This window comes from Xanthomonas arboricola pv. guizotiae (assembly GCF_002940205.1).
In the GTDB taxonomy this organism is placed as follows: domain Bacteria; phylum Pseudomonadota; class Gammaproteobacteria; order Xanthomonadales; family Xanthomonadaceae; genus Xanthomonas; species Xanthomonas arboricola_C.
Map to the genome: position 1 here is coordinate 12,239 of NZ_MDSK01000007.1, position 24,481 is coordinate 36,719.

19 protein-coding genes and 1 pseudogene are annotated in these 24,481 nt (G+C 67.0%); 11 read left to right on the top strand and 9 right to left on the bottom strand.

Features of this window, described 5'->3' with window-relative positions:
- Window positions 1-199: 199 nt before the first annotated feature.
- On the top strand, window positions 200-667 hold the full coding sequence (locus XarbCFBP7408_RS05825) for an energy transducer TonB (RefSeq protein ID WP_104562258.1): 468 nt from the start codon (window positions 200-202) through the stop codon (window positions 665-667).
- A gap of 171 nt (window positions 668-838) precedes the next feature.
- Here XarbCFBP7408_RS05825 and aroA read toward each other — a convergent pair whose 3' ends face one another.
- The 3 genes from aroA to serC all read right to left on the bottom strand — a co-directional run bounded on the left by aroA (window position 839) and on the right by serC (window position 4,635).
- The gene (aroA, locus tag XarbCFBP7408_RS05830; protein ID WP_104562143.1) at window positions 839-2,152 is read right to left on the bottom strand and encodes a 3-phosphoshikimate 1-carboxyvinyltransferase; all 1,314 of its coding nucleotides are present in this window, start codon (window positions 2,150-2,152) and stop codon (window positions 839-841) included.
- A 127-nt stretch (window positions 2,153-2,279) separates the two neighbouring features.
- Window positions 2,280-3,482 (bottom strand): prephenate dehydratase, encoded by a 1,203-nt coding sequence (pheA, locus tag XarbCFBP7408_RS05835; RefSeq protein ID WP_104562259.1) that lies wholly within the window; start codon window positions 3,480-3,482, stop codon window positions 2,280-2,282.
- A 67-nt stretch (window positions 3,483-3,549) separates the two neighbouring features.
- Window positions 3,550-4,635, bottom strand: coding sequence for a 3-phosphoserine/phosphohydroxythreonine transaminase (gene serC / locus XarbCFBP7408_RS05840; RefSeq protein WP_104562144.1), 1,086 nt, complete (start codon window positions 4,633-4,635; stop codon window positions 3,550-3,552).
- Between the two features lie 178 nt (window positions 4,636-4,813).
- On the opposite strand from serC, the gene msrP reads away from it, so the two are divergent.
- The gene (msrP, locus tag XarbCFBP7408_RS05845; RefSeq protein ID WP_104562145.1) at window positions 4,814-5,782 is read left to right on the top strand and encodes a protein-methionine-sulfoxide reductase catalytic subunit MsrP; all 969 of its coding nucleotides are present in this window, start codon (window positions 4,814-4,816) and stop codon (window positions 5,780-5,782) included.
- A 131-nt stretch (window positions 5,783-5,913) separates the two neighbouring features.
- Entirely contained in the window at window positions 5,914-6,570 is a 657-nt protein-coding gene (gene msrQ / locus XarbCFBP7408_RS05850; RefSeq protein WP_104562146.1) for a protein-methionine-sulfoxide reductase heme-binding subunit MsrQ, read from the top strand.
- Here the strand turns inward: msrQ and XarbCFBP7408_RS05855 are convergent.
- A complete protein-coding gene (locus XarbCFBP7408_RS05855; RefSeq protein ID WP_104562147.1) occupies window positions 6,512-7,321 on the bottom strand; it encodes an FHA domain-containing protein in 810 nt (269 codons plus the stop codon). The two genes, msrQ and XarbCFBP7408_RS05855, sit on opposite strands and share 59 nt — an antisense overlap.
- A gap of 171 nt (window positions 7,322-7,492) precedes the next feature.
- Here XarbCFBP7408_RS05855 and XarbCFBP7408_RS05860 point away from each other — a divergent pair, with 171 nt between their 5' ends.
- The 3 genes from XarbCFBP7408_RS05860 (at window position 7,493) to XarbCFBP7408_RS05870 (ending at window position 9,741) form a co-directional block, all read left to right on the top strand.
- The gene (locus XarbCFBP7408_RS05860; protein WP_104562260.1) at window positions 7,493-7,768 is read left to right on the top strand and encodes a polyhydroxyalkanoic acid system family protein; all 276 of its coding nucleotides are present in this window, start codon (window positions 7,493-7,495) and stop codon (window positions 7,766-7,768) included.
- Between the two features lie 181 nt (window positions 7,769-7,949).
- Window positions 7,950-8,504, top strand: a complete 555-nt coding sequence (locus XarbCFBP7408_RS05865; RefSeq protein ID WP_104562148.1) for a phasin family protein — start codon at window positions 7,950-7,952, stop codon at window positions 8,502-8,504.
- Window positions 8,505-8,736: 232 nt separating this feature from the next.
- Window positions 8,737-9,741, top strand: a complete 1,005-nt coding sequence (locus tag XarbCFBP7408_RS05870; RefSeq protein ID WP_181106302.1) for a restriction endonuclease — start codon at window positions 8,737-8,739, stop codon at window positions 9,739-9,741.
- A gap of 41 nt (window positions 9,742-9,782) precedes the next feature.
- Here XarbCFBP7408_RS05870 and hutC read toward each other — a convergent pair whose 3' ends face one another.
- Window positions 9,783-10,520 (bottom strand): histidine utilization repressor, encoded by a 738-nt coding sequence (hutC, locus tag XarbCFBP7408_RS05875; protein WP_429001374.1) that lies wholly within the window; start codon window positions 10,518-10,520, stop codon window positions 9,783-9,785.
- A gap of 40 nt (window positions 10,521-10,560) precedes the next feature.
- Window positions 10,561-11,931 (bottom strand): formimidoylglutamate deiminase, encoded by a 1,371-nt coding sequence (locus XarbCFBP7408_RS05880; RefSeq protein ID WP_181106306.1) that lies wholly within the window; start codon window positions 11,929-11,931, stop codon window positions 10,561-10,563.
- A gap of 60 nt (window positions 11,932-11,991) precedes the next feature.
- Here XarbCFBP7408_RS05880 and hutI point away from each other — a divergent pair, with 60 nt between their 5' ends.
- The 4 genes from hutI (at window position 11,992) to hutU (ending at window position 17,529) form a co-directional block, all read left to right on the top strand.
- Window positions 11,992-13,197, top strand: coding sequence for an imidazolonepropionase (gene hutI / locus XarbCFBP7408_RS05885; protein ID WP_104562149.1), 1,206 nt, complete (start codon window positions 11,992-11,994; stop codon window positions 13,195-13,197).
- Between the two features lie 13 nt (window positions 13,198-13,210).
- The gene (hutH, locus tag XarbCFBP7408_RS05890) at window positions 13,211-14,752 is read left to right on the top strand and encodes a histidine ammonia-lyase (RefSeq protein WP_104562150.1); all 1,542 of its coding nucleotides are present in this window, start codon (window positions 13,211-13,213) and stop codon (window positions 14,750-14,752) included.
- A 232-nt stretch (window positions 14,753-14,984) separates the two neighbouring features.
- On the top strand, window positions 14,985-15,845 hold the full coding sequence (hutG, locus tag XarbCFBP7408_RS05895) for an N-formylglutamate deformylase (protein ID WP_104562151.1): 861 nt from the start codon (window positions 14,985-14,987) through the stop codon (window positions 15,843-15,845).
- A gap of 16 nt (window positions 15,846-15,861) precedes the next feature.
- Window positions 15,862-17,529: a urocanate hydratase gene (gene hutU, locus XarbCFBP7408_RS05900; RefSeq protein ID WP_104562152.1), complete on the top strand. Its 1,668-nt coding sequence runs from the start codon at window positions 15,862-15,864 to the stop codon at window positions 17,527-17,529.
- Window positions 17,530-17,680: 151 nt separating this feature from the next.
- Here the strand turns inward: hutU and XarbCFBP7408_RS05905 are convergent, their stop codons facing one another.
- Complete coding sequence (locus tag XarbCFBP7408_RS05905; RefSeq protein WP_104562153.1) at window positions 17,681-18,007, bottom strand: hypothetical protein; 327 nt, start codon at window positions 18,005-18,007, stop codon at window positions 17,681-17,683.
- Here XarbCFBP7408_RS05905 and XarbCFBP7408_RS05910 point away from each other — a divergent pair.
- Window positions 18,006-18,734 (top strand): hypothetical protein, encoded by a 729-nt coding sequence (locus XarbCFBP7408_RS05910; protein ID WP_104562154.1) that lies wholly within the window; start codon window positions 18,006-18,008, stop codon window positions 18,732-18,734. The two genes, XarbCFBP7408_RS05905 and XarbCFBP7408_RS05910, sit on opposite strands and share 2 nt — an antisense overlap.
- A 254-nt stretch (window positions 18,735-18,988) precedes the next feature.
- Here XarbCFBP7408_RS05910 and XarbCFBP7408_RS05915 read toward each other — a convergent pair.
- Both XarbCFBP7408_RS05915 and gyrA read right to left on the bottom strand, forming a co-directional pair.
- Window positions 18,989-21,475 (bottom strand): annotated as a pseudogene (locus XarbCFBP7408_RS05915) (membrane-bound PQQ-dependent dehydrogenase, glucose/quinate/shikimate family).
- A gap of 225 nt (window positions 21,476-21,700) precedes the next feature.
- Window positions 21,701-24,400: a DNA gyrase subunit A gene (gyrA, locus tag XarbCFBP7408_RS05920; protein ID WP_104562155.1), complete on the bottom strand. Its 2,700-nt coding sequence runs from the start codon at window positions 24,398-24,400 to the stop codon at window positions 21,701-21,703.
- Window positions 24,401-24,481 lie beyond the last annotated feature (81 nt).

A 24,481-nucleotide genomic window follows, 5' to 3' on the forward strand; every position in this document is an offset into this window, starting at 1 on the left:
TCTTTCTGAGCGCTCTGCCTTAGCTGGGCCTCAGGCAAGGCCGACCAGACTGGCCACGTCATCCCAAAGATGCGCCAGGAGGCCGGCCATGTCCTTCATCTCCAATCCCTCGTCACATCCCACGCAGGAATTGCCGCAGCGCACCGTGCATGCGGAAGACCGCGTGGGCGACGACACGGCCGACGGCGCCTCGCCATGGCTGTGGGCGACCCTGCTGGCGCTGCTGGTGGTGGTGCCGACCTGGTGGTGGAGCCGCCATAGCGACGAATCGTTCGCGACCGACACGCGCCCTGCGCCTGCGGCCAGTCGCCAGATCCTGCCGACCTCGGAGGGCCCGCGTGCGATGACCATGATCGCGCACCAACCCGCGCGCGCGCCGATCAGCGCCGAAGAGGCGATTCCGCTGCCGGGCAATGCGATGCCGAGCTATCCGTCGGACATCGCGCAGGCCGGGATCGAGGGTAGCCGCACCGCGCGCCTGCAACTGGATGTGCAAGGCCAGGTGAGCAATGTGAGCATCGTCGATCGCAGCGGCAGCAACGACCCGCGTCTGGATGCAGCGGTGATGGACAGCTTGCGTCAGTGGCGGTTCGAGCCAGCCACCCGCGATGGCCATGCCGTCGTCAGCAGCGTGCAGGTGCCGGTGGAGTTCAGCGCAGAGCGCTGAGCGGGATCATCAACCGAGTTGGACGCGCTAGCGCCGTGCTGGCTGTCATGCGATATCCGAGCGTCGACCGACCGGCGTTACGACGCTTTCGATCGAGCGGTCCTCATCCGGCGAGCAGCCCTCAACCAACAAGAGAACTGCCCGCCTTTCCTACCGAAGCCGTGTCGCTACTCAGGCCAATTCAAGCCCGAAACCGGCGCCCCGCGCCAGAGTGTCGAAATCCGGGAACGAGGTTGCGACATTGGCCACGTCGTTGACCCGCACGCTGCCGGTGGACAGCTGCCCGGCAATGGCAAACGCCATCGCGATGCGGTGGTCGCCGTGGCTTTCGATCACGCCGCTACCGATGCTGCCGCCGTGAATGGTGGCGCCATCCGGGGTTTCGTCCACCTGCACGCCCAGCGCGCGCAGCCCGGTGGCCATGGCCGCAAGGCGGTCGGACTCCTTGACCCGCAGTTCGGCAGCGCCGGTGACCACGGTCTGCCCGGTTGCCGCAGCGGCGGCCACGAACAGGGCCGGGAATTCGTCGATCATGTCCGGCACCAGCGCTTCGGGAATCTGCGCGCCCCGCAACGGCGCGTAGCGCACGCGCAGATCGGCCACCGGTTCGCCGCCATGTTCGGCATGCCGTTCTTCGGCGATATGCGCGCCCATCAGCCGCAGTGCCGCGAGCAACCCGGTGCGACGTGGATTCAGGCCCACCGCACGCAGCAGCACGTCCGAACCGGGAATGATGCTGGCCGCCACGATGAAGAATGCCGCCGACGAGAAATCGGCAGGCACGGCGATATCGGTCGCGCGCAGCCGCTGACCACCGCGCAACCGCGCCTTGCCGGGCGAGAAGTCGATCTCCACACCAAACGCGGACAGCATGCGCTCGGTGTAATCGCGGGTGGGATGCGGCTCGCTGACCGACGTCTCCCCCTGCGCATACAGGCCTGCCAGCAACACCGCGGATTTGACCTGCGCGCTGGCCACCGGCGAGACGAAGTCGATGCCATGCAGGGTCTGGCCGCCGTGCACACGCAGCGGCGGGGTACCGTCGTCCTCGGTGTCGATGCGCGCGCCCATCTGTGCCAGCGGGCCGGTCACGCGCCGCATCGGGCGCTTGGACAGCGACGCATCGCCGACCAGCGTGCTATCGAAACGCTGCGCGGCCAGCAGGCCGGCGAGCAGACGCATGCCGGTGCCGGCGTTGCCACAGTCCAGCGCCTGGCTCGGCGGCTGCAGGCCATCCACGCCGACGCCGTGCACGATGCGCTGCGACGCCGACGGCGTGTCGATGCGCACACCGAGCTGGGCGAAAATGGCCGCGGTGGAGCGCGTGTCCTCGCCTTCGAGAAAGCCGTCGATCTGCGAGACGCCATCGGCCAGCGCGGCGAACATCACTGCGCGATGCGAGACCGACTTGTCGCCGGGGATGGCCAGGCTGCCCTGCAAGGCGCTGCCCTGCCGGGCGATCCAGTGGTGCGTGCTGCTGCTCATGCGTGTGATCCGATTGCTGCGGCATCGCCGTGTGCGGCGATGCGCGTTAGAGAATGTTGCGGCGCTGCCGTCACCTCGACCGGTGACGGCGCGCCCGTCAGGACGGCGCTGGCGTGACGCCCGGCGCTCAGGGAATGGCGACCGGGTACGAGCCCAGCACCTTGATCTGCGCCGAGTGCGCTTCCAGTTCGGCCAGCGCCTGCTTCATCGCCTCGTCTTCCACGTGGCCGGCCAGGTCGATGAAGAAGCCGTACTCCCACTTGGCCTGGTGCGAGGGACGCGACTCGATGCGGTTCATGCTGATGCCATGCCGCGCGAACGGGCTGAGCACGTCGAACAACGCACCCGGCTTGTCGTGGATGAACACCAGCACCGAGGTGCGGTCATGCCCGGAGGTGGGGAAGATCTGCCGGCCGATCACCAGAAAACGCGTGGTGTTGTCGTCGTCGTCTTCGATCGACTTCATGATGACTTTCTTCAGGCCATACACATGCGCGGCGCTCTCGCCGCCGATCGCCGCGGCGTCCTCGGCATTGCGGGCGCGGCGTGCGCCTTCGGCATTGCTGGAGACGGCGATCTTCTCGACCTTGGGCAGGTGCGAACGCAGCCAACCGGCGGTCTGCGCAAACGACTGCGAATGCGCGTAGATGCGCTCGATGTCTTCCAGCCGGCCGTTGCGCGAGAGCAGGTACTGGTGCACGCGCAGTTCGACTTCGCCGCAGATTTTCAGGTTGGAGGTCAGGAACATGTCCAGGGTGACCTGGATGGTGCCCTGGCCGGAATTTTCCACCGGCACCACGCCGAAATCGGCATTGCCGGCTTCCACTTCCTGGAACACTTCCTCGATGGTCGCCATCGGCAGGCCAACTGCCGAACGGCCGAAGTGCTTGAGCACCGCCTGCTGGCTGAAGGTGCCTTCCGGGCCGAGATAGCCGATCTTCAACGGCTCCTGCTGGGCCAGGCACGCGGACATGATTTCGCGGTACACGTGCACCAGCACTTCATCGCTGAGCGGGCCTTCGTTGCGGTCCACCACCATGCGCAGCACCTGCGCCTCGCGCTCGGGCCGGTAGTAATCCACCGCTGCGGCGAGCTTGCCCTTGGCCTTGCCGACCTGATGGGCGAAGTTGGCGCGTTCGGCGATCAACGCCTGGATGGTGCGGTCGATCTCGTCGATCTTGGCACGCACGTCGGCCAGCACCGGCGCAGCGGTGGCCGGCTTGATCGCGCGCTGGTCTGAGGCGTTGGCCGCGGACCTGGCGGTGGACTTGCCTGCCGGTTTGGTCTTGCCGCCGGTGGCGGCACTGGGCTTGCTGGACTTGGGAGCCATCGCTCGGCATTCCTTGAAATTGCGGCGCATGCGCCTGCGCGGCATACGCCGCGGTCGAATGAAAGACTCAGCCGTGACGCTGCTGGAAGTCGTGCATGAAGCTCGCCAGCGCCTGCGCGCCCGCCACCGGCATCGCGTTGTAGAGCGAGGCGCGAATGCCGCCGACCGCCTTGTGCCCCTTCAGCGCCAGCAGACCGGCTGCCTTGGATTCGCTGACGAGCAACGCATCCAGCTGCTCGTCGGCCAGGAAGAACGGGATGTTCATGCGCGAGCGCACCGCCGGGGTGACCAGATTGCGATAGAACCCGCCGGAACCATCGATCGCGCCATACACCAGCGCGGCCTTTTCGGCGTTGCGGCGGGCGAACTCGTCCACCCCGCCCTGTTCCAGCATCCACTTCACGGTGAGTCCGAGCAGATACCAGTTCCAGGTCGGCGGCGTGTTGAGCATCGAATCGCGGGCGGCATGCGAGGCGTAGTTGAAGATGTCCGCGCGCGGCTGGCCGGCGCGTTCGAGCAACTCGCGCCGCACGATCAGCACCGAGATGCCGACCGGTCCCAGATTCTTCTGGGCGCCGGCATAGATCAGCCCGTAGCGCGACACATCCAGCGGCTCGGAGGCGATCGACGAACTGAAATCGGCAAACAGCGGCAAGGTACCCACGTCCGGCGTGTCGCGGAACTCGACGCCGTGGATGGTTTCGTTGGCGGTGATGTGCACGTAGGCCGAGTGCGGCGACAAGGTCCAGCTGGCCACTGGCGGAATGTCGGTGAAGCCGCCCGCCTGGCCGTCGGCGGCAATGCGCGCATCCACATAGGTGGCCGCCTGCTTGATCGCGGTGTTGCCCCAGTGGCCGGTGATCACGTAGTCGGCGGCCTGGCCGGGTGCGGCAAAATTCAGCGGCAGCAGCGCCTGGATGGTGGTGGCGCCACCGGCAGTGAACAGCACCGCGTAATCGTCGGGAATCGACAGCAGGGTGCGCAGATCGGCTTCGGCCGCAGCCGCCACGGCCATGAAATCGGCGCTGCGGTGGCTGATTTCCACGATCGAGGCGCCGACGCCGTTCCACTCGACCATCTCTTCCTGCGCCTGGCGCAGGACCGATTCCGGCAATGTCGCAGGGCCGGCACTGAAATTGAACGCGCGTGTCATGGCACACCTTGTCGAGCTAGCCTTCTAGTATGCCGCAGCGCACCGGCCTTGGCAGCGTTGCAGAAAAGTTGCATGTGCATCCTTCTCACCCATGGCGACGTATGGTTTGCGTAGGCCATCGGCAGCGTCATCACCATGGTCCGGTATTCTCATCAGCAGCCACTGTCAGGAGCGAGCCATGTCCCTTCGCGATGTCTTGAAGACGCCGTCCAGCGAGATCACCGATGAGGCCGTCTACCGCGACCGACGCCGGCTGCTGCAGCTGTTTGCGCTGACGCCGGCACTGGGCGTGGCCGGCTGCGCCGAGGCCGATCCGCCGCCTCCGCCCAAGACCGTGGTGACCCCGGCGCAGGCGCGCAGCGGCTTCCGTACCGCCGAGGAACTGACCCGGCTGGAAGACGTCACCAGCTACAACAACTTCTACGAATTCGGCACCGACAAGACCGACCCGTCCAAGGCCGCCAAGACCCTGAAGCTGTCGCCGTGGTCGGTAAAGGTCGGCGGCGAATGCGAAAAGCCCGGCAGCCTGTCGCTGGACGAGTTGCTCAAGGGCATCAGCGCGGAGGAACGCATCTACCGGCTGCGCTGCGTGGAAGGCTGGTCGATGGTGATCCCGTGGACGGGCGTGCCGCTCGGCGAGGTGCTCAAGCGCTTCGCACCGACCTCCAAGGCCAAGTACGTGGCATTCACCACGCTGGCCGATCCGCAGCAGATGCCGGGTGTGCGCTACCGCTCGATCAACTGGCCGTATCGCGAAGGCCTGCGCATCGACGAAGCGATGCATCCGCTGACCCTGCTGGCCACCGGCCTGTACGGCAAGCCGCTGCCGCAGCAGAACGGCGCGCCGCTGCGGCTGGTGGTGCCGTGGAAGTATGGCTTCAAGAGCATCAAGTCGATCGTGGAAATCCGCTTTGTCGAGAAGATGCCCGAGACCGCGTGGCACGATCTGCAGCCGTCCGAATATGGCTTCTTTTCCAACGTCAATCCGGCGGTGGATCATCCACGCTGGAGCCAGAAGACCGAGCGCCGTATCGCCGGCACCGCCAGCAAGCTGTTCGCCGAGCGCATCGCGACCAAGCCGTTCAACGGCTATGCGGATCAGGTCGCCTCGTTGTACGCGGGGATGGATCTGAAGAAGTGGTTCTAAGGCAGTGATGCCCCCCGCGTAGGAGCGCACCCGGGCGCGACGGGCGTTACCAGGAATGCCCGTCGCGCCCGGGTGCGCTCCTACGATGCATGTTGATGCCCGCGCGGCATCGTTTCCTTCTTCGAGATCGCATGGCCAAGACCTCCGCATCCCTGATCGCCGCCAAGACCCTGGTGCATGTCGCCGCGCTGACGCCGATCGCCTTGCTCGGCTGGCAGTTCTGGCAGGTATGGCAAACCGGCAGCGATGCGCTGGGCGCCGATCCGGTGGCCGAGATCGAGCACCGCACCGGGCTGTGGGCGCTGCGCTTCCTGTTGATCACCCTGGCGATCACGCCGTTGCGCCAGCTCACCGGCCAGGCGACGCTGATCCGATTCCGGCGCATGCTCGGGCTGTACGCATTCTTCTACGCCAGCGTGCATCTGGCGGCCTACCTGAGCCTGGATCTGCGCGGCTACTGGACGCAGATCTTCGAGGAGATCCTCAAGCGCCCCTACATCACGGTCGGCTTTGCGGCATGGCTGCTGCTGGTGCCGCTGGCGATCACCTCCACCCAGGGCTGGATGCGGCGGCTCAAGCGCAACTGGGGCCGCCTGCACATGCTGATCTACCCGATCGGCTTGCTGGCGGTCCTGCATTTCTGGTGGCTGGTGAAATCCGACATCCGCGAACCTGCGCTGTATGCCGGCATCCTGGCGGTGCTGCTGGGCTGGCGGATCTGGAAGAAACTCAGCGCGCGCCGAACCACAACAAGGCGCTCAGCGCCGCCGCCAGCAACACCGCGCTGAGCAGCAGCCACGGCCAGCGCGCGACCTTGACCGGCGCACGCACCGGTTCGCCGGGGGCGCGTGGGGGCGGCAACGGCTCCGACTCGGGAATATCCCAGGTGGTGCCGTGATGGATCCGCGGCACCTCCACGACAAAGCGGTGGCGGGCATCGAACACGACCTGGTCGCCGGCCTGCAGCCAGCCGTGGCGCACCTGCACGCCGTTGATCCAGCTGCCTTCTTCCGAACCGAGATCGCGGATCAGCACGCGGTCGCCGTGGCGTTCCAGGCGCGCGTGCTGCGCGGCGAAGGCCGGGTCGTCGATGACGATGTCCGCCGCCGGGTCGCTGCCGACCAGGCGTGAGCGGTCCAGGGTGAAGCTGCGCCCGTGATGACGACCACCCAGCCCGCGCAACAGCAGGCAGACCTCGCTCAGGCCGGCATCGTCGTCTGCAACGTCGTTGGCCGGCGCGCTCGATGGCGCACTGCGCAGCAGCATCTCCACGCCGTCGGCGTAGATCGCATCGCCGGGGCGCAACAGCGCCATGCGCCGCACCGGGCGCCCGTTGACGTGGATGCCGCGGATCCCGTTGGCGACCTGCAGCCACAGCCCGCGCTGGTCCAGGCAGAACTGCGCCAACAGCAACGCACCCTGCGCATCGGCAACCACCCGCACGCTGCCGGAGGCATGGCGGACGATCCGGTGGACGCCGGGCTTGAGGGAATGATCCGGCTGCTGCCGGTGGGTGAAATGAACTTGCAGGTCGCGCACCCGCCGCAGCCTAGCAGGTTTGCCCCGCGCCGCGGCCAACAACGTGACCGGCGTCCGGTAGACGCACCTACCGCCGTGGCGTCGTCCTGCACGGCCACGCACGCGCCGCACTTGGAGCCTGGCCCGCGCATGCGCACAATGCACGCTTCTTTCGTCTTTCCCATGGAACCCATGTCCAGCATCGATATCCGCCACGACCATGCCTTGCCGCCGGCCCAGGCCCGCGCAGCGATCGACGCGGCGGCGCGCAAGTTGGCCGATCGCTACGGCGTCGCCTCGCATTGGGAAGGCGATACCTTGCGCATTGCGCGGGCCGGCGTGGACGGGGCGATCGCCCTGCTGCCGCAGCAGGTGCATGTCACCGCAGAGCTCGGCTTCCTGCTGTCGGCGATGCAGCCGATGGTGGAATCGGAGATCCGTCGCCTGCTGGCCGAAAAACTCGCCTGAGCGTGCGGTGCCGTTGCTCGGGGCCGATCGTCTGGCCTGGGCCTGACCGCACGGTGCTTCAGCGACAAGTCACCCGCGCGGCGCGTTGCAGGCGGATGCTGCGAACGTGCTTCACCTGCTCGATGCAGTGCCGGGACTAGGGTGAAGGCAACGTCACTTTGGCAACCCACAGGAGCATTCCATGACGACCGGATACGATCAGAACGGCAAGCGCGACGATGCCGCGCACGGCTTCCAGGCGCAGGCGGAACAGATCTCGCGCCGGCTCGGCGAATCGGCGCAGACGGTGTGGCTGGCCGGGCTCGGTGCACTGGGCCGAGTACAGAGCGAGGGTGGCAAGTTGTTCGATTCGCTGGTGCGCGAAGGCGCAGCCTACGAACGCAGCGGCCAGCGCAAGGCAGCCGAAAGCGTCGATGAGTTGCGCGAAGAGGTGGAAACCCAGTTCGAGCAGGCACGCGACACCGCCGTACGCGGTTGGGACAAGCTGGGCAAGGCCTTCGACGAACGCGTCAAGGGCGTGCTGCGCACGCTCAACATCCCCGAACAGGACGAACTGGAAAACCTGCGCCGCGAGGTGGAATCGCTCAAGGCCCAGGTGCGCGCCAATACTGCCGCGACCAAGCGCGCCAACCGCACCGCCAATCAGGCAGCACAGGCCGCCAGCAGCGACACCACCGGCGCAGGCTCGACCAGCGGCAACTCCAACCCCGGCAGCGCTGCGTTCGATGGTGAATAAGCCGGCCCAACGATGTTGCAAAGCAGCATGATTTTTCAGACAATCGGGAACGACCCGCCAGTCCTGCACTACGAAGTCCGTTTGCTCCCCTCCCCTCACGGCTTCGGACTGGCGGGTCTTTCGCTGCCTGGATCACGGTGCGTGGTATCGCCGCCCGCGATCCATTGACGAATTTGCGGCGAAGGATTCTTCTAGGCACACTACTTCGTCATACGCGCCATACCTTCGCTTGATGCTCATGCCTTACTGGACTGTGCCGCTTGTGGCTTCCCTGCTGCTGTGGCTGGGTGTGTGCGCCTATGTGTGGCTGGTGCGCCGGCGCGCCAATGAAACCAGCGAGGGCGTGCGTGCGCTGGCGGCGATGCACTGGCGCGACTTTTCCGCCGTGGTGCTGCGCATGCTGCGGGAGCAACGCGGCTGGCAACCCACGCAGGTGCCGCAGGACGGCCTGCCGACGGCCGACTTCATGATGCAGACCGAGCACGGCACGCGCCTGGTGGCCTGCAAGCACGGGCGCGGCTACCGCATCGGCGTGGCAGCGGTGAACGAGCTGGGTGCGATGGCGCGGCTGGCCGGCACGGGCGGCGGCGTGATGGTGACCGAGGGCCGCATGGAACGCGAAGGCCTGGCGGCCGCCGAGAAGCAGTCCATCGAAGTGCTGGATGGGGTGCGCCTGTGGCCCTTGCTCAAACCGTATCTGCCTGGCGATGTGGAAACCGGCGTGGTCGGCATGGCGCGCCGTCGCGCGATCCGTCACAGCCTCATTGCCGGTGCAGCGCTGGCGACCCTGGCGCTGGTCGCGGTGCTGGCCTTGCAACCGGTGGCGCCGCCTGCGCCCACGCAGCAGGCGGCGGTGGTGGCCGCCCCACGCGCTGCCGCAGCGGTCGCTGCAACACCTCCACCGCAGGGCACAAGCTCGCCGCAGGCCGCGCCGCCATCAGCCGCACCGCCCGCATCGACGCCACTGGCAGGCGATGCCGAACCGGATGCGGCAACCATGCAGGGCTATCAGCGCGAGGTGTCCAAAGCGCTGGCACGGACGCCCGGCCTGGTGCGCGGCATCTGGATCACCCGGGCAACGCTGGCGGTGGATCGCTCGGTTGACGATGCGGCGGCGTGGCCGTTGATCTGCCGCGAACTGCAGCGCTACCCCTATCTGCGTACCGTGCGCGTGCAACTCAATCCGCGCCCCGGCGTGGACGAAGTGGTGCGCTGGCGGCAGTGCACGACGATCTGATTCATGCATCGCGCCATGCGCCTGCGCGCGAGGTTTGAGGGTCAGCGCATTCCCGGTGCGAACCGCGCCACCAGGTCGTAGGATCCGCCCAGGAACAGCTGACGTACATAGGTGACCGGCTGGTCGCCGCGCCAGGTGTGGCGATCGATGACCAGGCAGGCCGCGCCATCGTCCACCTGCAGGCGTTCGGCTTGTGCGGCGTCCGCACTGACGGCGCTGATGCGGTGCTCGGCGCGCGTCCACGACACGTTGCGCAACAACCAACTACCCGGCGCCACGTCGGTGAACGGCTGCAGCAATGCCTCGGGCACGGTGGTGATGTCGATCACCCGCTGTTCCAGCGCGAACGGGCGGCCGTCTGCCAGGTGCACGCTTTCCAGCGCGAGCACCTTGCCGCTGCTGCCCAGGGCACGCTCCTGCGGCACGCGCAGGCGCGGGCTGCGCAGTCGGCGCGACAACAGCGCGAACCGGTAGAGGTGGCCGCGCGCGGTCATCTCCACTTCGATGTCGGGAATCGACAACGCGACCTGCTCCAGATGCGGATGCGGGCGCGCCACGAACGAGCCGGTGCGGCGCCGGCGTTCGATCATGCCGGCATCGGCGAGCAGGCCGAGTACCTTGTTCACGGTCATGCGCGAGCAGCCGTATTGCGCCATCAGCTCGTGCTCGGGCGGCACGCGGTGACCGGGCGGCCAGTCGCCACTGTGGATGCGGCGTTCCAGATCCTGCCGGATGCGTTGATGCAGGGTGCCGGGCGCGGCGGTGGGGGTGGCGGTCAAAACAGGTCTCCGGTCAGACCCGCATTGTGCGCGCATCCGCTCATTTGCTCAGCAGCGATCGCAGAACCCCGGCAAAACGCGCGGCAATCCGTGCGCGATCCACATGGCGCCCGTCGCGCACCACCGCTCGCCCGGCGCGCCAGACGGTGCGCACCGCACCGCCGCGCGCGGCGAACAGCCAACTGTCCAGCAGCGCATCGTCGTTTCGTGCCAGCAGCGCCGGATGGGTCGGGTCCAGTTCGAGCAGATCGGCCGATGCGCCGACCCGGATGCCGCTGCGCGCAATGCCCAGGGCCTGCGCCGCACCCTCGCCCGCCTGCTCGAACAGCCAACGCCCGCTGGAGGCGCCCGCCTGCGCCAGCACATTGCGCGCCTGCAGCTGCAGACGCTGGCCGTATTCGAGCAGGCGCAGTTCTTCGGCCGCGTCGATCAACACATTCGAATCCGAGCCGACACCAAAGCGCCCGCCCGCAGCGGCAAATGCCTGCATCGGGAACAGGCCGTCGCCCAGATTCGCCTCGGTGATCGGGCACAGCCCGACCACCGCGCCGCTGTCGGCGATACCCTGCAGCTCGCTCGCGTCCACATGCGTGGCATGCACCAGGCACCAGCGTGCATCCACCGGCGCGTTGGCCAGCAGCCATTGCAGCGGGCGCTGGCCGGACCAGGCCAGGCAGGCCTGGACCTCGCGCTGCTGCTCGGCGATATGGATGTGGATCGGGCCACCGGTGAGCGGCACCAGCGCAGCCAACTGCTCCGGCGTGACCGCGCGCAGGCTGTGTGGAGCAAGCCCGAGCACGGCATCCGGCAATGTTTTCAGGCTGCCCTTGCAGTCGTCCAGCAACCGCGCGAAACCGTCGATGTCGTGGATCAAACGACGCTGCGCTGCGCTGGGCGCCATGCCACCGAAATCCGCATGCGCATAGAACACCGGCAACAGCGTCAGCCCGATGCCGGTGTTGGCGGCGGCAGCAGCGATGCGCCCGGACATTTCGCCGGCCTGCGCGTACGCCGCGCCGCCGGGGCTGTGGTGCAGGTAATGGAATTCGCCAACGCGGGTGAAGCCGCTTTCGAGCATCTCCACATAGGCCTGTTCGGCGATCGCCTGCAGGCTGTCCGGATCGAGCCGGTCGACGAAGCGGTACATCAACTCGCGCCAGCTCCAGAAACTGTCGCCGCTGCGCCCGCCCACTTCGGTCAGCCCGGCCATGCCGCGCTGGAATGCGTGGCTATGCAGGTTGCCCAGCCCGGGCAGCAGCCGCTCGACCTGGGTGTCGGCGGCAGCGGGTGCGGTGCCGGGCTGCACCGAGGCGATGCGCCCCTGCGCCAGGGTGATCCGCACGTCGCCCGCCCAGCCATCGGGCAAGAGAGCCCGCGCCGCCCACAATGCCTGCACCTGTTGGTCTGCCACTGGACACCCTCGATTGCCGGTTCTATTGTATATACATATCAGACACCACGAGCCTGCGCCATGCATTGCGACGTCCTCTGGCACAACGCACAGCTGATGACCCTGGACGCAGCAGATGGTGGCCTTGGCATCGTGGACGATGGCGTACTGGCCTGCCAGGACGGCCGCATCAGCTATGCCGGCCCGGCCGCGCAGGCCCCGGCGCTAAAGCCGGACGTTGCGCACGATTGCCAGCGTCGCTGGATCAGCCCCGGCCTGATCGATTGCCATACCCATCTGGTGTATGCAGGCAATCGCGCCAACGAATTCGAGCAACGCCTGCGCGGTGCCAGTTATGCCGAGATTGCCGCAGCCGGCGGCGGCATCGTGGCCACGGTGCGCGCCACCCGCGCCGCCGACGACGCAGCGCTGCTGGCCGCCAGCCTGCCGCGCCTGGACGCCATGCTCGCCGAAGGCGTGACCACGCTGGAAATCAAATCCGGCTACGGGCTGACGCTGGAGGACGAAACCAAGCAGCTGCGCGTGGCACGCCAGCTCGCGGCACTGCGCAAGGTCGAAGTGGTGCCGACCTTCCTCGGTGCGCATGCGGTGCCGCCGGGCGGCGATGCACAAACTTATATCGACGCCGTCTGCACGCAGATGATTCCGGCGATCGCCGCGCAAGGGCTTGCCGAGGCGGTGGACGTGTTCTGCGAGCATCTGGCGTTCTCGCCCGCGCAGGCCGAACAGGTCTTCCGTTCCGCGCAGGCACATGGCCTGGACATCAAGATCCATGCCGAGCAACTGAGCAATCAGCATGGCGCGCAACTGGCCGCACGCCATGGCGCGTTGTCGGCCGACCACATCGAGTACCTGGATGACGCCGGCATTGCCGCAATGGCCGGCGCCGGCACCGTCGCGGTGCTGTTGCCGGGCGCGTTCTATTTTACCCGCGACACCCAGCTGCCGCCGATCGCGGCGTTGCGCGCCGCCGGCGTGCCGCTGGCCCTGGCCACCGACTGCAACCCGGGCACCTCGCCGCTGACCAGCCCGCTGCTGGCGATGAACATGGCCGCCACGCTATTCCGCATGACCGTGGACGAATGCATCGCCGGGTTCACCCGCGAAGCCGCACGCGCGCTCGGGCGCGGCGAGCGACTGGGCCGGCTGCGCGCCGGCCTGCACTGCGACCTGGCGATCTGGGACATCGATGCACCGGCCGACCTGGTCTACCGCATGGGCTTCAACCCTCTTCATGCCCGCGTCTGGCGCGGGCATTCCTGCTGAATCCGGAGTCGTCATGAGTGCTTCTATTGTCTTGCAGCCGGGCCAGGTCACGCTGGCGCAGTGGCGTGCGCTGTATCGCGGCGCCGACGTCGTGCTGGACGACGCCTGCGCGGCCGCGGTGCTGCGCAGCGCGCAGACGGTGGAGGCCATCGTGGCGCGCGGCGAGCCGGTGTATGGCGTCAATACCGGCTTCGGCAAGCTGGCCAGCGTGCGCATCGAGCGCGCGGACCTGCAGACCCTGCAGCGCAATATCGTGCTCTCGCACGCGGCCGGGGTCGGCGAGCCCACCCCGGTGCCGGTGGTGCGGCTGATGATGGCGCTCAAGCTCAGCAGCCTGGCCCAGGGTGCCTCCGGCGTGCAGCCGCAGACGCTGGCGTTGCTGGACGCGATGCTGCGCCTGGGCATCACGCCGGTGGTGCCGTGCCAGGGCTCGGTCGGTGCCTCCGGCGATCTGGCACCGCTGTCGCACCTGGCCGCGGTGATGATCGGCGTCGGCGAAGCCTTCGTCGGCGGGCAACGCCTGCCTGCCGCCGACGCGCTGGCGCAGGCGCAGCTGCAGCCGCGCATGCTGGGCGCCAAGGAAGGCCTGGCGCTGCTCAACGGCACCCAGTTCTCCACCGCCTGCGCCTTGGCCGGGCTGTTCGAGATCGAAACCGTGTTGCAGGCCGCGCTGGTCACCGGCGCGCTGTCGGTGGAAGCAGCCAAGGGCTCGGACACGCCGTTCGACGCGCGCATCCATGCCTTGCGCGGCCAGCCGGGGCAGATCGCCACCGCTGCCGCGCTGCGCGCGCTGATGGCCGATTCGAGCATCCGCGAATCGCATCGGCTGGGCGATGTGCGGGTGCAGGATCCGTACTGCCTGCGCTGCCAGCCGCAGGTGATGGGCGCGGCGCTGGACATCATGCGTCAGGCCGCACGCACGCTGGAGATCGAGGCCAATGGCGTCTCGGATAACCCACTGGTGTTCAGCGATACCGGCGAGGCCTTGTCCGGCGGCAACTTCCACGCCGAGCCGGTGGCCTTCGCGGCCGACATGCTGGCGATAGCGGTCTGCGAAATCGGCTCGATCAGCGAACGCCGCACCGCGATGCTGGTCGACCCGGCCTTGTCGGGCCTGCCGGCGTTCCTCACCCCGCGCCCGGGCCTGAATTCCGGTTTCATGATTCCGCAGGTCACCGCTGCGGCCCTGGTGTCGGAAAACAAGCAGCGTGCGTATCCGGCCAGTGTCGATTCGATTCCCACCTCGGCCAATCAGGAAGATCATGTGTCGATGGCCGCGCATGGCGCGCGGCGTCTGCTGGCGATGGCCGAGAACGCCGCGCACGTGATCGGCATCGAACTGCTGGCGGCCGTGCAAGGCTGCGACTTCCATGCCCCGCTGCGCTCCAGCGCCGCATTGGAAGCGGCACGCGCCCTGCTGCGCGCGCAGGTGCCGACCCTGCAGGACGACCGCTATTTCCATCCGGACATGCTCGCGGCCAGTGCGTTGGTGCGTTCGGGTGCACTCGCGCAGGCGGTCGTCATTGCCCTGCCAGGCGTGGAGCAGCACGCATGACGCGCCACCTCGCAGCTGCTGGAATGACCTCGGCAAAGCGGTGTTCGCGCGTGCAAGGTCTCGGGGCATCGCCAGGCGCGCAGATGCGCGACGGCAATGCACTGCGGGCGATCCGCGCGCGCGGACTGCTTGCGCGTCAGGCCGTGGTGCGCGCTTGCGCGCCGCGCGCCGACCGGACGCAGGCGCGACATCGTCGCGTCTTGACGATCGCACCAGCACAAGGCGCACCGCGATGAGCGCCCTGCCCTGGCTCGAGATCCATCGCGGCGATGCGCCGTTGATCCTCAGCTTTCCGCATACCGGCACCGAGCTGCCCGACGAGGTGGTCGACCAGTTCGTCTCGCCCTGGCTGGCGCGCCGCGACGCCGATTGGTGGGTGCATCAGCTGTACGACTTCGCGCAATCGCTGGGCGCCACCACCGTGCGCACCGCGATCTCGCGCTCTGTGATCGACGTCAACCGCGACCCCAGCGGAGCGTCCCTGTACCCGGGCCAGAACACCACCGGCCTGTGCCCGCTGACCACCTTCGACAATCAGCCGCTGTATGCAGACGGCGCCGAACCCGACCAAGCGCAGATCGCCTGGCGCCGCACGCAGTGGTTCGACCCCTATCACGCTGCGCTCGCTGCCGAGATCGCGCGCCTGCGCACGCAGCACGCCAGCATCGTGGTCTACGACGCGCATTCGATCCGCTCGCATATTCCGCACCTGTTCGATGGCGAGTTGCCGCAGTTCAACATCGGCAGCAACGACGACCGCAGTTGCGATCCGGCCCTGGCCGATGCGGTGGAGCAGCTGTGCCGCAGCAGCGGCTCGAGCACCGTGCGCAACGGGCGCTTCAAGGGCGGCTGGATCACCCGCCATTACGCGCAGCCGGGGCATGGCGTGCATACGCTGCAGATGGAGCTGGCGTGCCGCGGCTATATGCGCGAGCCGGACACCATCACCCCGCGGAACTGGCCCACGCCCTGGCTCCCCGCACATGCGGCCGCACTGCGCGCGGTGCTGCGCCACGTGCTGCGAGCCTGCCTGCAGTTTGCCGACGCCACCGCTCAGTCCACCATCACCACGCCGCCTGCGGCGCACCGTTGATTGCAAGGAAACCGGCATGACCCGTCACGATGCAACCCGCGTCATCCGCGCCGCCACCGGCACCACGCTCACCGCCAGGAGCTGGCTCACCGAAGCGCCGCTGCGCATGCTGATGAACAACCTCGACCCGGACGTGGCCGAGCGCCCGCAGGAACTGGTGGTCTATGGCGGCATCGGCCGCGCCGCGCGCGACTGGGAATCCTTCGATGCGATCGTCGCCGCGCTGACCCGCCTGGACGACGACCAGACCCTGCTGGTGCAGTCCGGCAAGCCGGTCGGGGTGTTCCGCACGCACGCCGATGCGCCGCGCGTGCTGATCGCCAACTCCAACCTGGTGCCGCGCTGGGCCAGCTGGGAGCATTTCAACGAACTCGATCGCAAGGGTCTGGCGATGTACGGCCAGATGACCGCCGGCAGCTGGATCTACATCGGCGCGCAAGGCATCGTGCAAGGCACCTACGAAACCTTCGTGGAGATGGGCCGCCAGCATTACGGCGGCAGCCTGGCCGGCAAGTGGCTGTTCACCGGCGGCCTGGGCGGCATGGGCGGCGCGCAGCCGCTGGCCGCGGTGATGGCCGGCGCCTCGTGCCTGGCGGTGGAGTGCCGCCGTTCCAGCATCGACATGCGCCTGCGCACCGGCTACCTGGACACCTGGACCGACGACCTGGACGAAGCGCTGCGCCTGATCGAGGAATCGTGCACGGCGAAGAAGCCGCTGTCGGTCGGCCTGCTCGGCAATGTCGCAGACGTGCTGGACGAACTGCTGCTACGCGGGATCAAACCGGACCTGCTGACCGACCAGACCTCCGCGCACGACCCGATCAACGGCTACCTGCCGCAGGGCTGGAGCGTGGAAGAGTGGGACGCAAAACGCGTGAGCGCGCCGAAGGAAGTGGAAGCGACCGCGCGCGATTCGATGGCCAATCACATCCGCGCCATGCTCACCTTCCACGCACTCGGCGTGCCCACCGTGGATTACGGCAACAACCTGCGCCAGATGGCACTGGAAGCAGGCGTCGACAACGCGTTCGACTTCCCTGGCTTCGTGCCCGCCTACATCCGGCCGCTGTTCTGCCGCGGGATCGGCCCGTTCCGCTGGGTCGCGCTCAGTGGCGATCCCGACGACATCGCCAAGACCGATGCCAAGGTCAAGGAGCTCATTCCCGACGATGCGCATCTGCACCGCTGGCTGGACATGGCCGCCGAAAGGATCGCCTTCCAGGGCCTGCCTGCGCGGATCTGCTGGGTCGGCCTGGGCGACCGCCACCGGCTCGGCCTGGCCTTCAATGCGATGGTACGCAGTGGTGAATTGAAGGCGCCGGTGGTGATCGGTCGCGATCATCTGGATTCGGGCAGCGTCGCCTCGCCCAACCGCGAAACCGAAGCCATGGCCGACGGCTCGGATGCGGTCTCCGACTGGCCGCTGCTCAATGCCCTGCTCAACACCGCGTCCGGTGCGACCTGGGTGTCGCTGCATCACGGCGGCGGCGTCGGCATGGGCTTCTCGCAGCACGCCGGCATGGTCATCGTCTGCGACGGTAGCGAGGCCGCCGACAAGCGTCTGGAGCGCGTGCTCTGGAACGACCCGGCCACCGGCGTGATGCGCCACGCCGATGCCGGCTACGCCATCGCCACCGACTGCGCGAAGCAAAAAGGCCTGGATTTGCCGGGCATTCTCGGCTGAGGATGCTCGGCCCCGGCTGTTTCGCCGACCGCGTGCACGCCGTACGCCATCGGCATCCAGCACGCGGGCATCACCGGTTGTGGGCGCAGCGTCCGCAGCAGGCGACGACGATCCGCTGCGTTCTGCCGGCGGCTTCCAGCTCCATGACGGTCTACTTGCAGGCCGATGCAGCAGCGGCCAGCAATGCGCCGTCATCGAGCACCGGTGCCGCCCCGCTTGCTGGATAGGCCGCTGCGATCGCCTTCGCCGCGGCGGCCAGGGATCGATCCATCTGCGCATGCAAGACTCCGGGCTGGCGAGTGCGCTGATTCGAGCATGCCGGGATACCGCCCGCCACGTGCCTCTCGTCAGTGGGCGCGAGAGCTTCCGGCTTCAGGTTGCAAGCGAAGACATCGTTGCCCATCACATTCTCGACGATTGCCCTCAAGTCCGCCGCGTGCAGGCCGACAAGGTATGCAACGTTTCGAGGGATCTCCATGGGCATCTTGATCTACCTGGTGCCTGCATTCGCGCTCTGGGCACTGATTGCCACCGTGCTGGCGTTCGTGCGTGGCCGCCAGCTGCGCGCCGAATCCGGCCAGCTCGCCAGCACCCAGGACAGCCTAGCCCGCTACCAGGCTGCGCTCTCGCAGGCGAAGGCGCGCGCGGCCGCCAGCGTGCTGGAACTGGAATCGCTGCAGCGCAGCTATACCGTCCTCAAGCAATCGCTGGAGCAGCAGGAACAGACCGCCGCCGAACAGGCGCCGGCTGCCGACAGCCAGGTGATTCCGATGGTGATGGTGCAGCGGCTGGATATCGCCAACGAGATCGGCACGTTGTTCGCACACGTCGCACGGGTGGCACGCAGCCTGCGCCGCTACAGCGCCTACAGCCGCGGCCACACTGCGCCGGAACCGGCCACCGCCCGCTACGACCTGCATTGGCTGGCCGATTGCCTGCACAGCTTCGACCAGATCGGCCATGCCTTGTTGCGCGGCAACGTCGCGGCGCTGATCACCGCCTGCCAGGACCTGCTGTCGATGTACGACCATTATCTGAAGGACGGGTCCGGCTACAACAGCCGCGACACCTTCCAGCGCCTGAGCAGCGATGTGCCGCTGTCCGATGCCACCGATGCCATCCGCTCGATCATCGTCAAGGCCACGCTGGCGCAGGATGTGCGCGATGCGGTGATGGAGGATGCGGTTGCGGCTAACGTTGGGTGAGTCGGGAGTCGGGAGTCGGGAGTCGGGAATCGGGAATCGGGAATCGGGAATCGGGAATCGGGAATCGTAAGAGCGTGGGTGCGGGGTTCTGTTGGTCAACAGGTAGTTGACCGCTTCTCGATGCAGGGTGTTTGGCGACTGCTGTGATGCGATTGCCCGTAAAAAAAAGCGCACCGCTTGCGGTGCGCTTTTTTCGTTTCAGGCCTCGGGAATGGCCGGCCTGCGTTGTTTGGCGGGTTTGATCGCTGCCTGCGTCATGGTGCCTGCTGCGGCAGCGCGTAGGCCACCACGGCATCGCCTGCGGGGGTTTCCATGAAGTGGTGGCCGCCGGCCATGATCACCAGATACTCGCGGCCGTTGTAGGCGTAGACCATCGGGTTGGCCTGGCCGCCGGCCGGCAGCTTAGCGTGCCACAGCTCCTTGCCGGTGGCCAGATCGATGGCGCGGATCAGGTCGTCGGTGGCTGCGGCAATGAAGATCAGGCCACTGGCCGTCACCACCGAACCGCCGTTGTTGGGCGTGCCGATCTCGATCGGCAGACCGGAGCGGATGCCGAACGGGCCATTGCCGCGCGCACTGCCGAACGGGCGGTCCCATAACGTCTTGCCGCTGGCCAGATCGATGGCGCGGATGCCGCCATACGGCGGCTGCTTGCACAGCAATTTGGTAAACGGCAGCCGCCAACCAGCGTTGACGTTGATCGCATACGGGGTGCCAGCCTGCGGGTCGCCCGCACCTTCCGCGCCGCCGACATCGCCGCGCACTTCATCGCGCGGTGCCCAGCCCAGTTTGTCGGCCTTGGCGCGCGGCACCAGCAGGTTGTAGTTGGGCATGTCGTTGTAGTTGGCCACGATCACGCCACGCTGCGGATCCACCGACACGCTGCCCCAGTCCGAACCGCCGTTGTAGCCGGGATATTCGATCGAATGGCGGTCGGCTTCCGGCGGCGTGTAGATGCCCTTGTAGCTGGCCTTGCGGAACTGGATGCGGCAGACCAGCTGATCGATCGGCGTCATTCCCCACATGTCGCGCTCGCTCAGATCCGGCTTGCGCAGCGTGTGGTACAGCGAAAACGGCTGCGTCTTGGCACGCATCTGCGGCTCCACGCCACCGCCTGGCACTGCGCGTTCTTCCACGCCCACCAGCGGCTTGCCGGTACGCCGATCCAGCACGTACAACTCGCCCTGCTTGCTCGGCAACAACACCGCCGGCACGTTGACGCCGTCCTTGGGGAAATCGATCAGGCTCGGCTGCGAGCCCAGGTCGTAATCCCAGGCATCGATATGCGTGGTCTGGAAATTCCACACCGGCTTGCCGGTGGTGACATCCAGCGCCACCAGCGAGGTCGCATAGCGATTTTCCTGCGGCGTGCGCGAGCTGCTCCAGTAATCGGCGGTGGAGTTGCCCATCGGCAGGTACACTTAGCCCAGCTGCTCATCGGCCGCGGCGGTGGTCCACATGTTCGGCGTGCCACGCGTCCAGGTCTGGCCCGGCGGCGGTGCGCCGTTCCAGTCCGGATGGGTCATGTCCCAGGCCCAGCGCAATTGGCCGGTCACCGCGTCGAAGCCCTCGATCACACCGGAGGGCTCGTAACGCTTCTGCCCATCGAGTACTTGATGGCCGGTGACCACCACCCCGCGCACGATGGCGGGCGGCGAATTGATCGACACATAACCCGGCGGCGTCTGCCCCATGCCGACGGTGATATCGACCTGACCGTTGTGGCCGAAGTCCGGGCACGGCGTGCCACTGCGTGCGTCCAATGCGATCAGGCGCCCGTCCAGCGTGCCTTCGATCACGCGCGTGCTGCATAGCGCTGCAGATGGAGGTGCGGATGCAGTTGCGCCAGCATCCGCAGTGCTGGCGATCTGCGGCACTGCGTAATACGACACACCGCGGCATGCCGCGGTATACGGAATCGCCTCGTCCTTGACCTTGGGATCGTAGCGCCAGCGCTGCTTGCCACTGGCGGCATCCAGCGCGATCACCTGATTGCGCGCAGTGCACAGGTACAGGCTGTCGCCCACCTTCAGCGGCGTGGTTTCCGCGCCCCAGCGCTTGCTCGGCAGATCGCCGGTATGAAAGAGCCAGGCCTGCTGCAACTGCGCGACGTTATCGCGATTGATCAGCTGCAGCGGCGAATAGCGCTGGCCGGCCTGGCTGCGCCCGTAGGCGGCCCAATCGCCGTCGGCAGGCGCGTTGGCCGGCTGCGCGCCAGACGCCGCATCCGAGGAGGATGCAGTGCGGTTGACCAGGCCTCCGACCATGCCGGTCGCATGCGCCAGCGCGCCATCGGCTTCGGTGACGCCGTGCGGCAGGAAGGCCAATACGAACGCCACCACGAATACCGCCGCGAGCGCACCGGCCAGACCGCGCGAGACAGCGCGCGACACCGGGCGTTGCAATCTCGGCAGCAACAACGCGAGCACGAATGCCAGGCCGATAATCAGGCCCAGACGCGGCACCCAGCGCCAGTATTCGCTGCCTGATTCCCACCATGTCCACAGCAGCGAGACCACCACCACGCCGGCAAACCACCAGGCACCCGCATTGCGACCGCGAAACAACAGCACACCGGCAATGAGCATCGCTGCACCGGCCGGTGCGTAGTACCAGGAGCCGCCCAGTGCAGCCAGCCACACGCCGCCGGCAAGCAGCACAGCGCCCAGTAATGCAATCACGCCTCCCAAGGTCGCCAGCGCCCAATGGCCGCGACCGGAAGGACGATCCAGAATCGTCATCAGTTGTTCCTTTTCGACTTCAGCGGCGACGCAACGCCGCCGCACCGCCAACAACCTTCGACCTGCCGTGGTGAAAGAGCCGCGTTCTTTGCAGCGAACACACAAAGACACTGCGTTGCAGATGTCAGCGCCCGCCACAAACCCTCACGCCAGAAACGATGCGCAATAAAAAACGCCGGTTTTCACCGGCGTTTTTCATCTACTGCGCGCGCTGATCTGCCGTGCTCACGCGTCCGTCGGTGGCGCATCGCTCACGCTTGCGCCCGCCTCGTCCACCACATCTTCCACTTCGTCCAGCGAGGCATCCAGGCGTTCCACTGCCTGCAACTTCTCGCCCTTGGACAAGCGGATCAAGGTCACGCCCTGGGTATTGCGACCCACGCGCGAGATCTCCGAACCGCGGGTGCGCACCAGCGTACCGCCATCGGAAATCAGCAGCACTTCGTCGGTGGCGCCCAACAGCACCGCACGCACCAGCTTGCCGTTGCGCTCGGTGGTCTGGATGCCGATCACGCCCTGCGTACCGCGGCCCTTGCGCGGGTACTCGGTCAGCGGGGTGCGCTTGCCGTAGCCGTTCTCGGTGGCGGTAAGGATGTAGGCCATGCCGTCGCTCTCGGCGACGTCGATCACTTCCGCTTCGACACCGTCCGTGCTCTCCACCACGTCCTCGACACCCTCGTCCTCGACATCGCCTTCGACACCGCCGGCACGCTCGGCCACGATCAGGCTGACCACCTCTTCGCCCTTGGTCAGACGGATGCCGCGCACGCCGGTGGCGGTACGGCCCATCGAACGCACGGTGGATTCGCCGAAGCGCACGGTCTTGCCGTTGGAGGCGAACAGCAACACATCGCGGTCGCCATCGGTCAACGCCACACCGACCAGCGCATCGCCCTCGTCGAGATTGATGGCGATCTTGCCGCGCGCCAGACGGAAGGCGAATTCGCTCAACGGCGTCTTCTTGACCGTGCCGTTGCGCGTGGCAAAGAACACATAACGGTTGTCGGCGTATTCGCGCACCGGCAGCACCGCCTGCACACGCTCGCCGGGTTCCAGCGGAATCCAGTTGATGATCGGACGGCCACGCGCATTGGAGCCGGCCTCCGGCAACTGGTACACCGGCAGCCAGAACACCTTGCCGCTGCTGGTGAAGGTCAGCAGCGTGTCGTGCGTATTGACCAGCCACAGCTGGTCGATGAAATCCTCTTCCTTGGTCGCCGCCGCAGACCGGCCGCGGCCACCACGGCGCTGCGCACGATACGCGCTGACCGGCTGGCGCTTGGCATAGCCGGCATGCGAGAGCGTCACCACCACGTCTTCCGGCGAAATCAGGTCCAGGATGTCCAGATCTTCTTCGCTGTGACGGATCTCGGTGCGGCGTTCGTCGCCGTACTCCTCGCGGATGTTGATCAGCTCGTCGCGGATCACCTGCAGCAGCACGTCGGGGTTTTCCAGGATGCGGATCAGGCCCTGGATGACCTCGAGCAACTGCTTGTACTCGTCGGTCAGCTTTTCCTGCTCCAACCCGGTCAGGCGATGCAGGCGCATTTCCAGGATCTGCGAGGCCTGCACTTCACTGAGCTGATAGAAGCCGTTGGCCAGGCCCACGCCCGGCGCCAGATCTTCCGGCTTGGAGGCTTCGGCACCGGCGGCGCCCAGCAGCGCACCGACCAGACCCGGTTCCCAGGTCTTGGCCAGCATGCGCTCGCGCGCTTCCTGCGGGTTGGCCGAGGTCTTGATCAGCTCGATCATCTCGTCGATGTTGGCCAACGCGACGGTCAGGCCTTCCAGCACATGCGCACGCGCACGCGCCTTGCGCAGTTCAAAGATGGTGCGGCGGGTGACCACTTCGCGGCGGTGGCGGATGAACGCCTGCAGCATCTGCTTGAGGTTCATCAACTGCGGGCGGCCGTCGATCAGCGCCACCATGTTGATGCCGAACACTGACTCCATCTGGGTCTGCTGATACAGGTTGTTGAGCACAACCTCGGCCGACTCGCCGCGCTTGACCTCGATGTAGATACGCATGCCGTCCTTGTCGGACTCGTCGCGCAGCTCGCTGATGCCTTCGAGCTTCTTTTCCTTGACCAGCTCGGCGATCTTCTCGATCAGCCGCGCCTTGTTCACCTGATACGGAATCTCGGTGACGATGATCGCTTCGCGGCCGTTGTCGGCCACTTCCACATCGGCCTTGGCGCGCATGCGCACGCGGCCACGGCCGGTGCGGTAACCGGCAGCGATGCCGGCGGTGCCATTGATGATGCCGGCGGTGGGGAAATCCGGGCCGGGGATGTATTCCATCAGGCCTTCGACATCCAGCTCCGGCGTGTCGATCAAGGCGATGCAGGCGTTGATCGCTTCGGTCAGATTATGCGGCGGGATATTGGTGGCCATGCCCACCGCGATACCGGCCGAGCCGTTGACCAGCAGGCTCGGGAACCGGGTCGGCATGACCGTCGGTTCCTGTTCCTTTTCGTCGTAATTGGGCTGGAAATCGACGGTTTCCTTGTCGATGTCGGCCATCAGCTCATGCGCCAGCCGCGACATGCGCGACTCGGTGTAACGCATCGCCGCGGCGGAGTCGCCATCGACCGAACCGAAGTTACCCTGGCCGTCCACCATCATGTAGCGCAGCGAGAACGGCTGCGCCATGCGCACCAGCGTGTCGTACACCGACTGGTCGCCGTGCGGGTGGTATTTACCGATGACGTCGCCGACGATACGCGCCGACTTAAAGTAGGCCTTGTTGCTGTGTGCGCCCAGCTCGTGCATGGCGTACAGGACGCGACGGTGCACGGGTTTGAGGCCATCACGGGCATCGGGGAGTGCGCGGCCCACGATCACGCTCATCGCGTAATCGAGATAGCTCTTGCGCATCTCGTCTTCCAGATTGACCTGGATGATTTCCTTGGCGGTTTCTGCCATTCGGGTTCCGTAAGTGAGGTGGCGGGCGAGCCGGAAAGCCGCGTCGGGGGCGCCCTGACAACAGGCTGCCGACCCCACGCT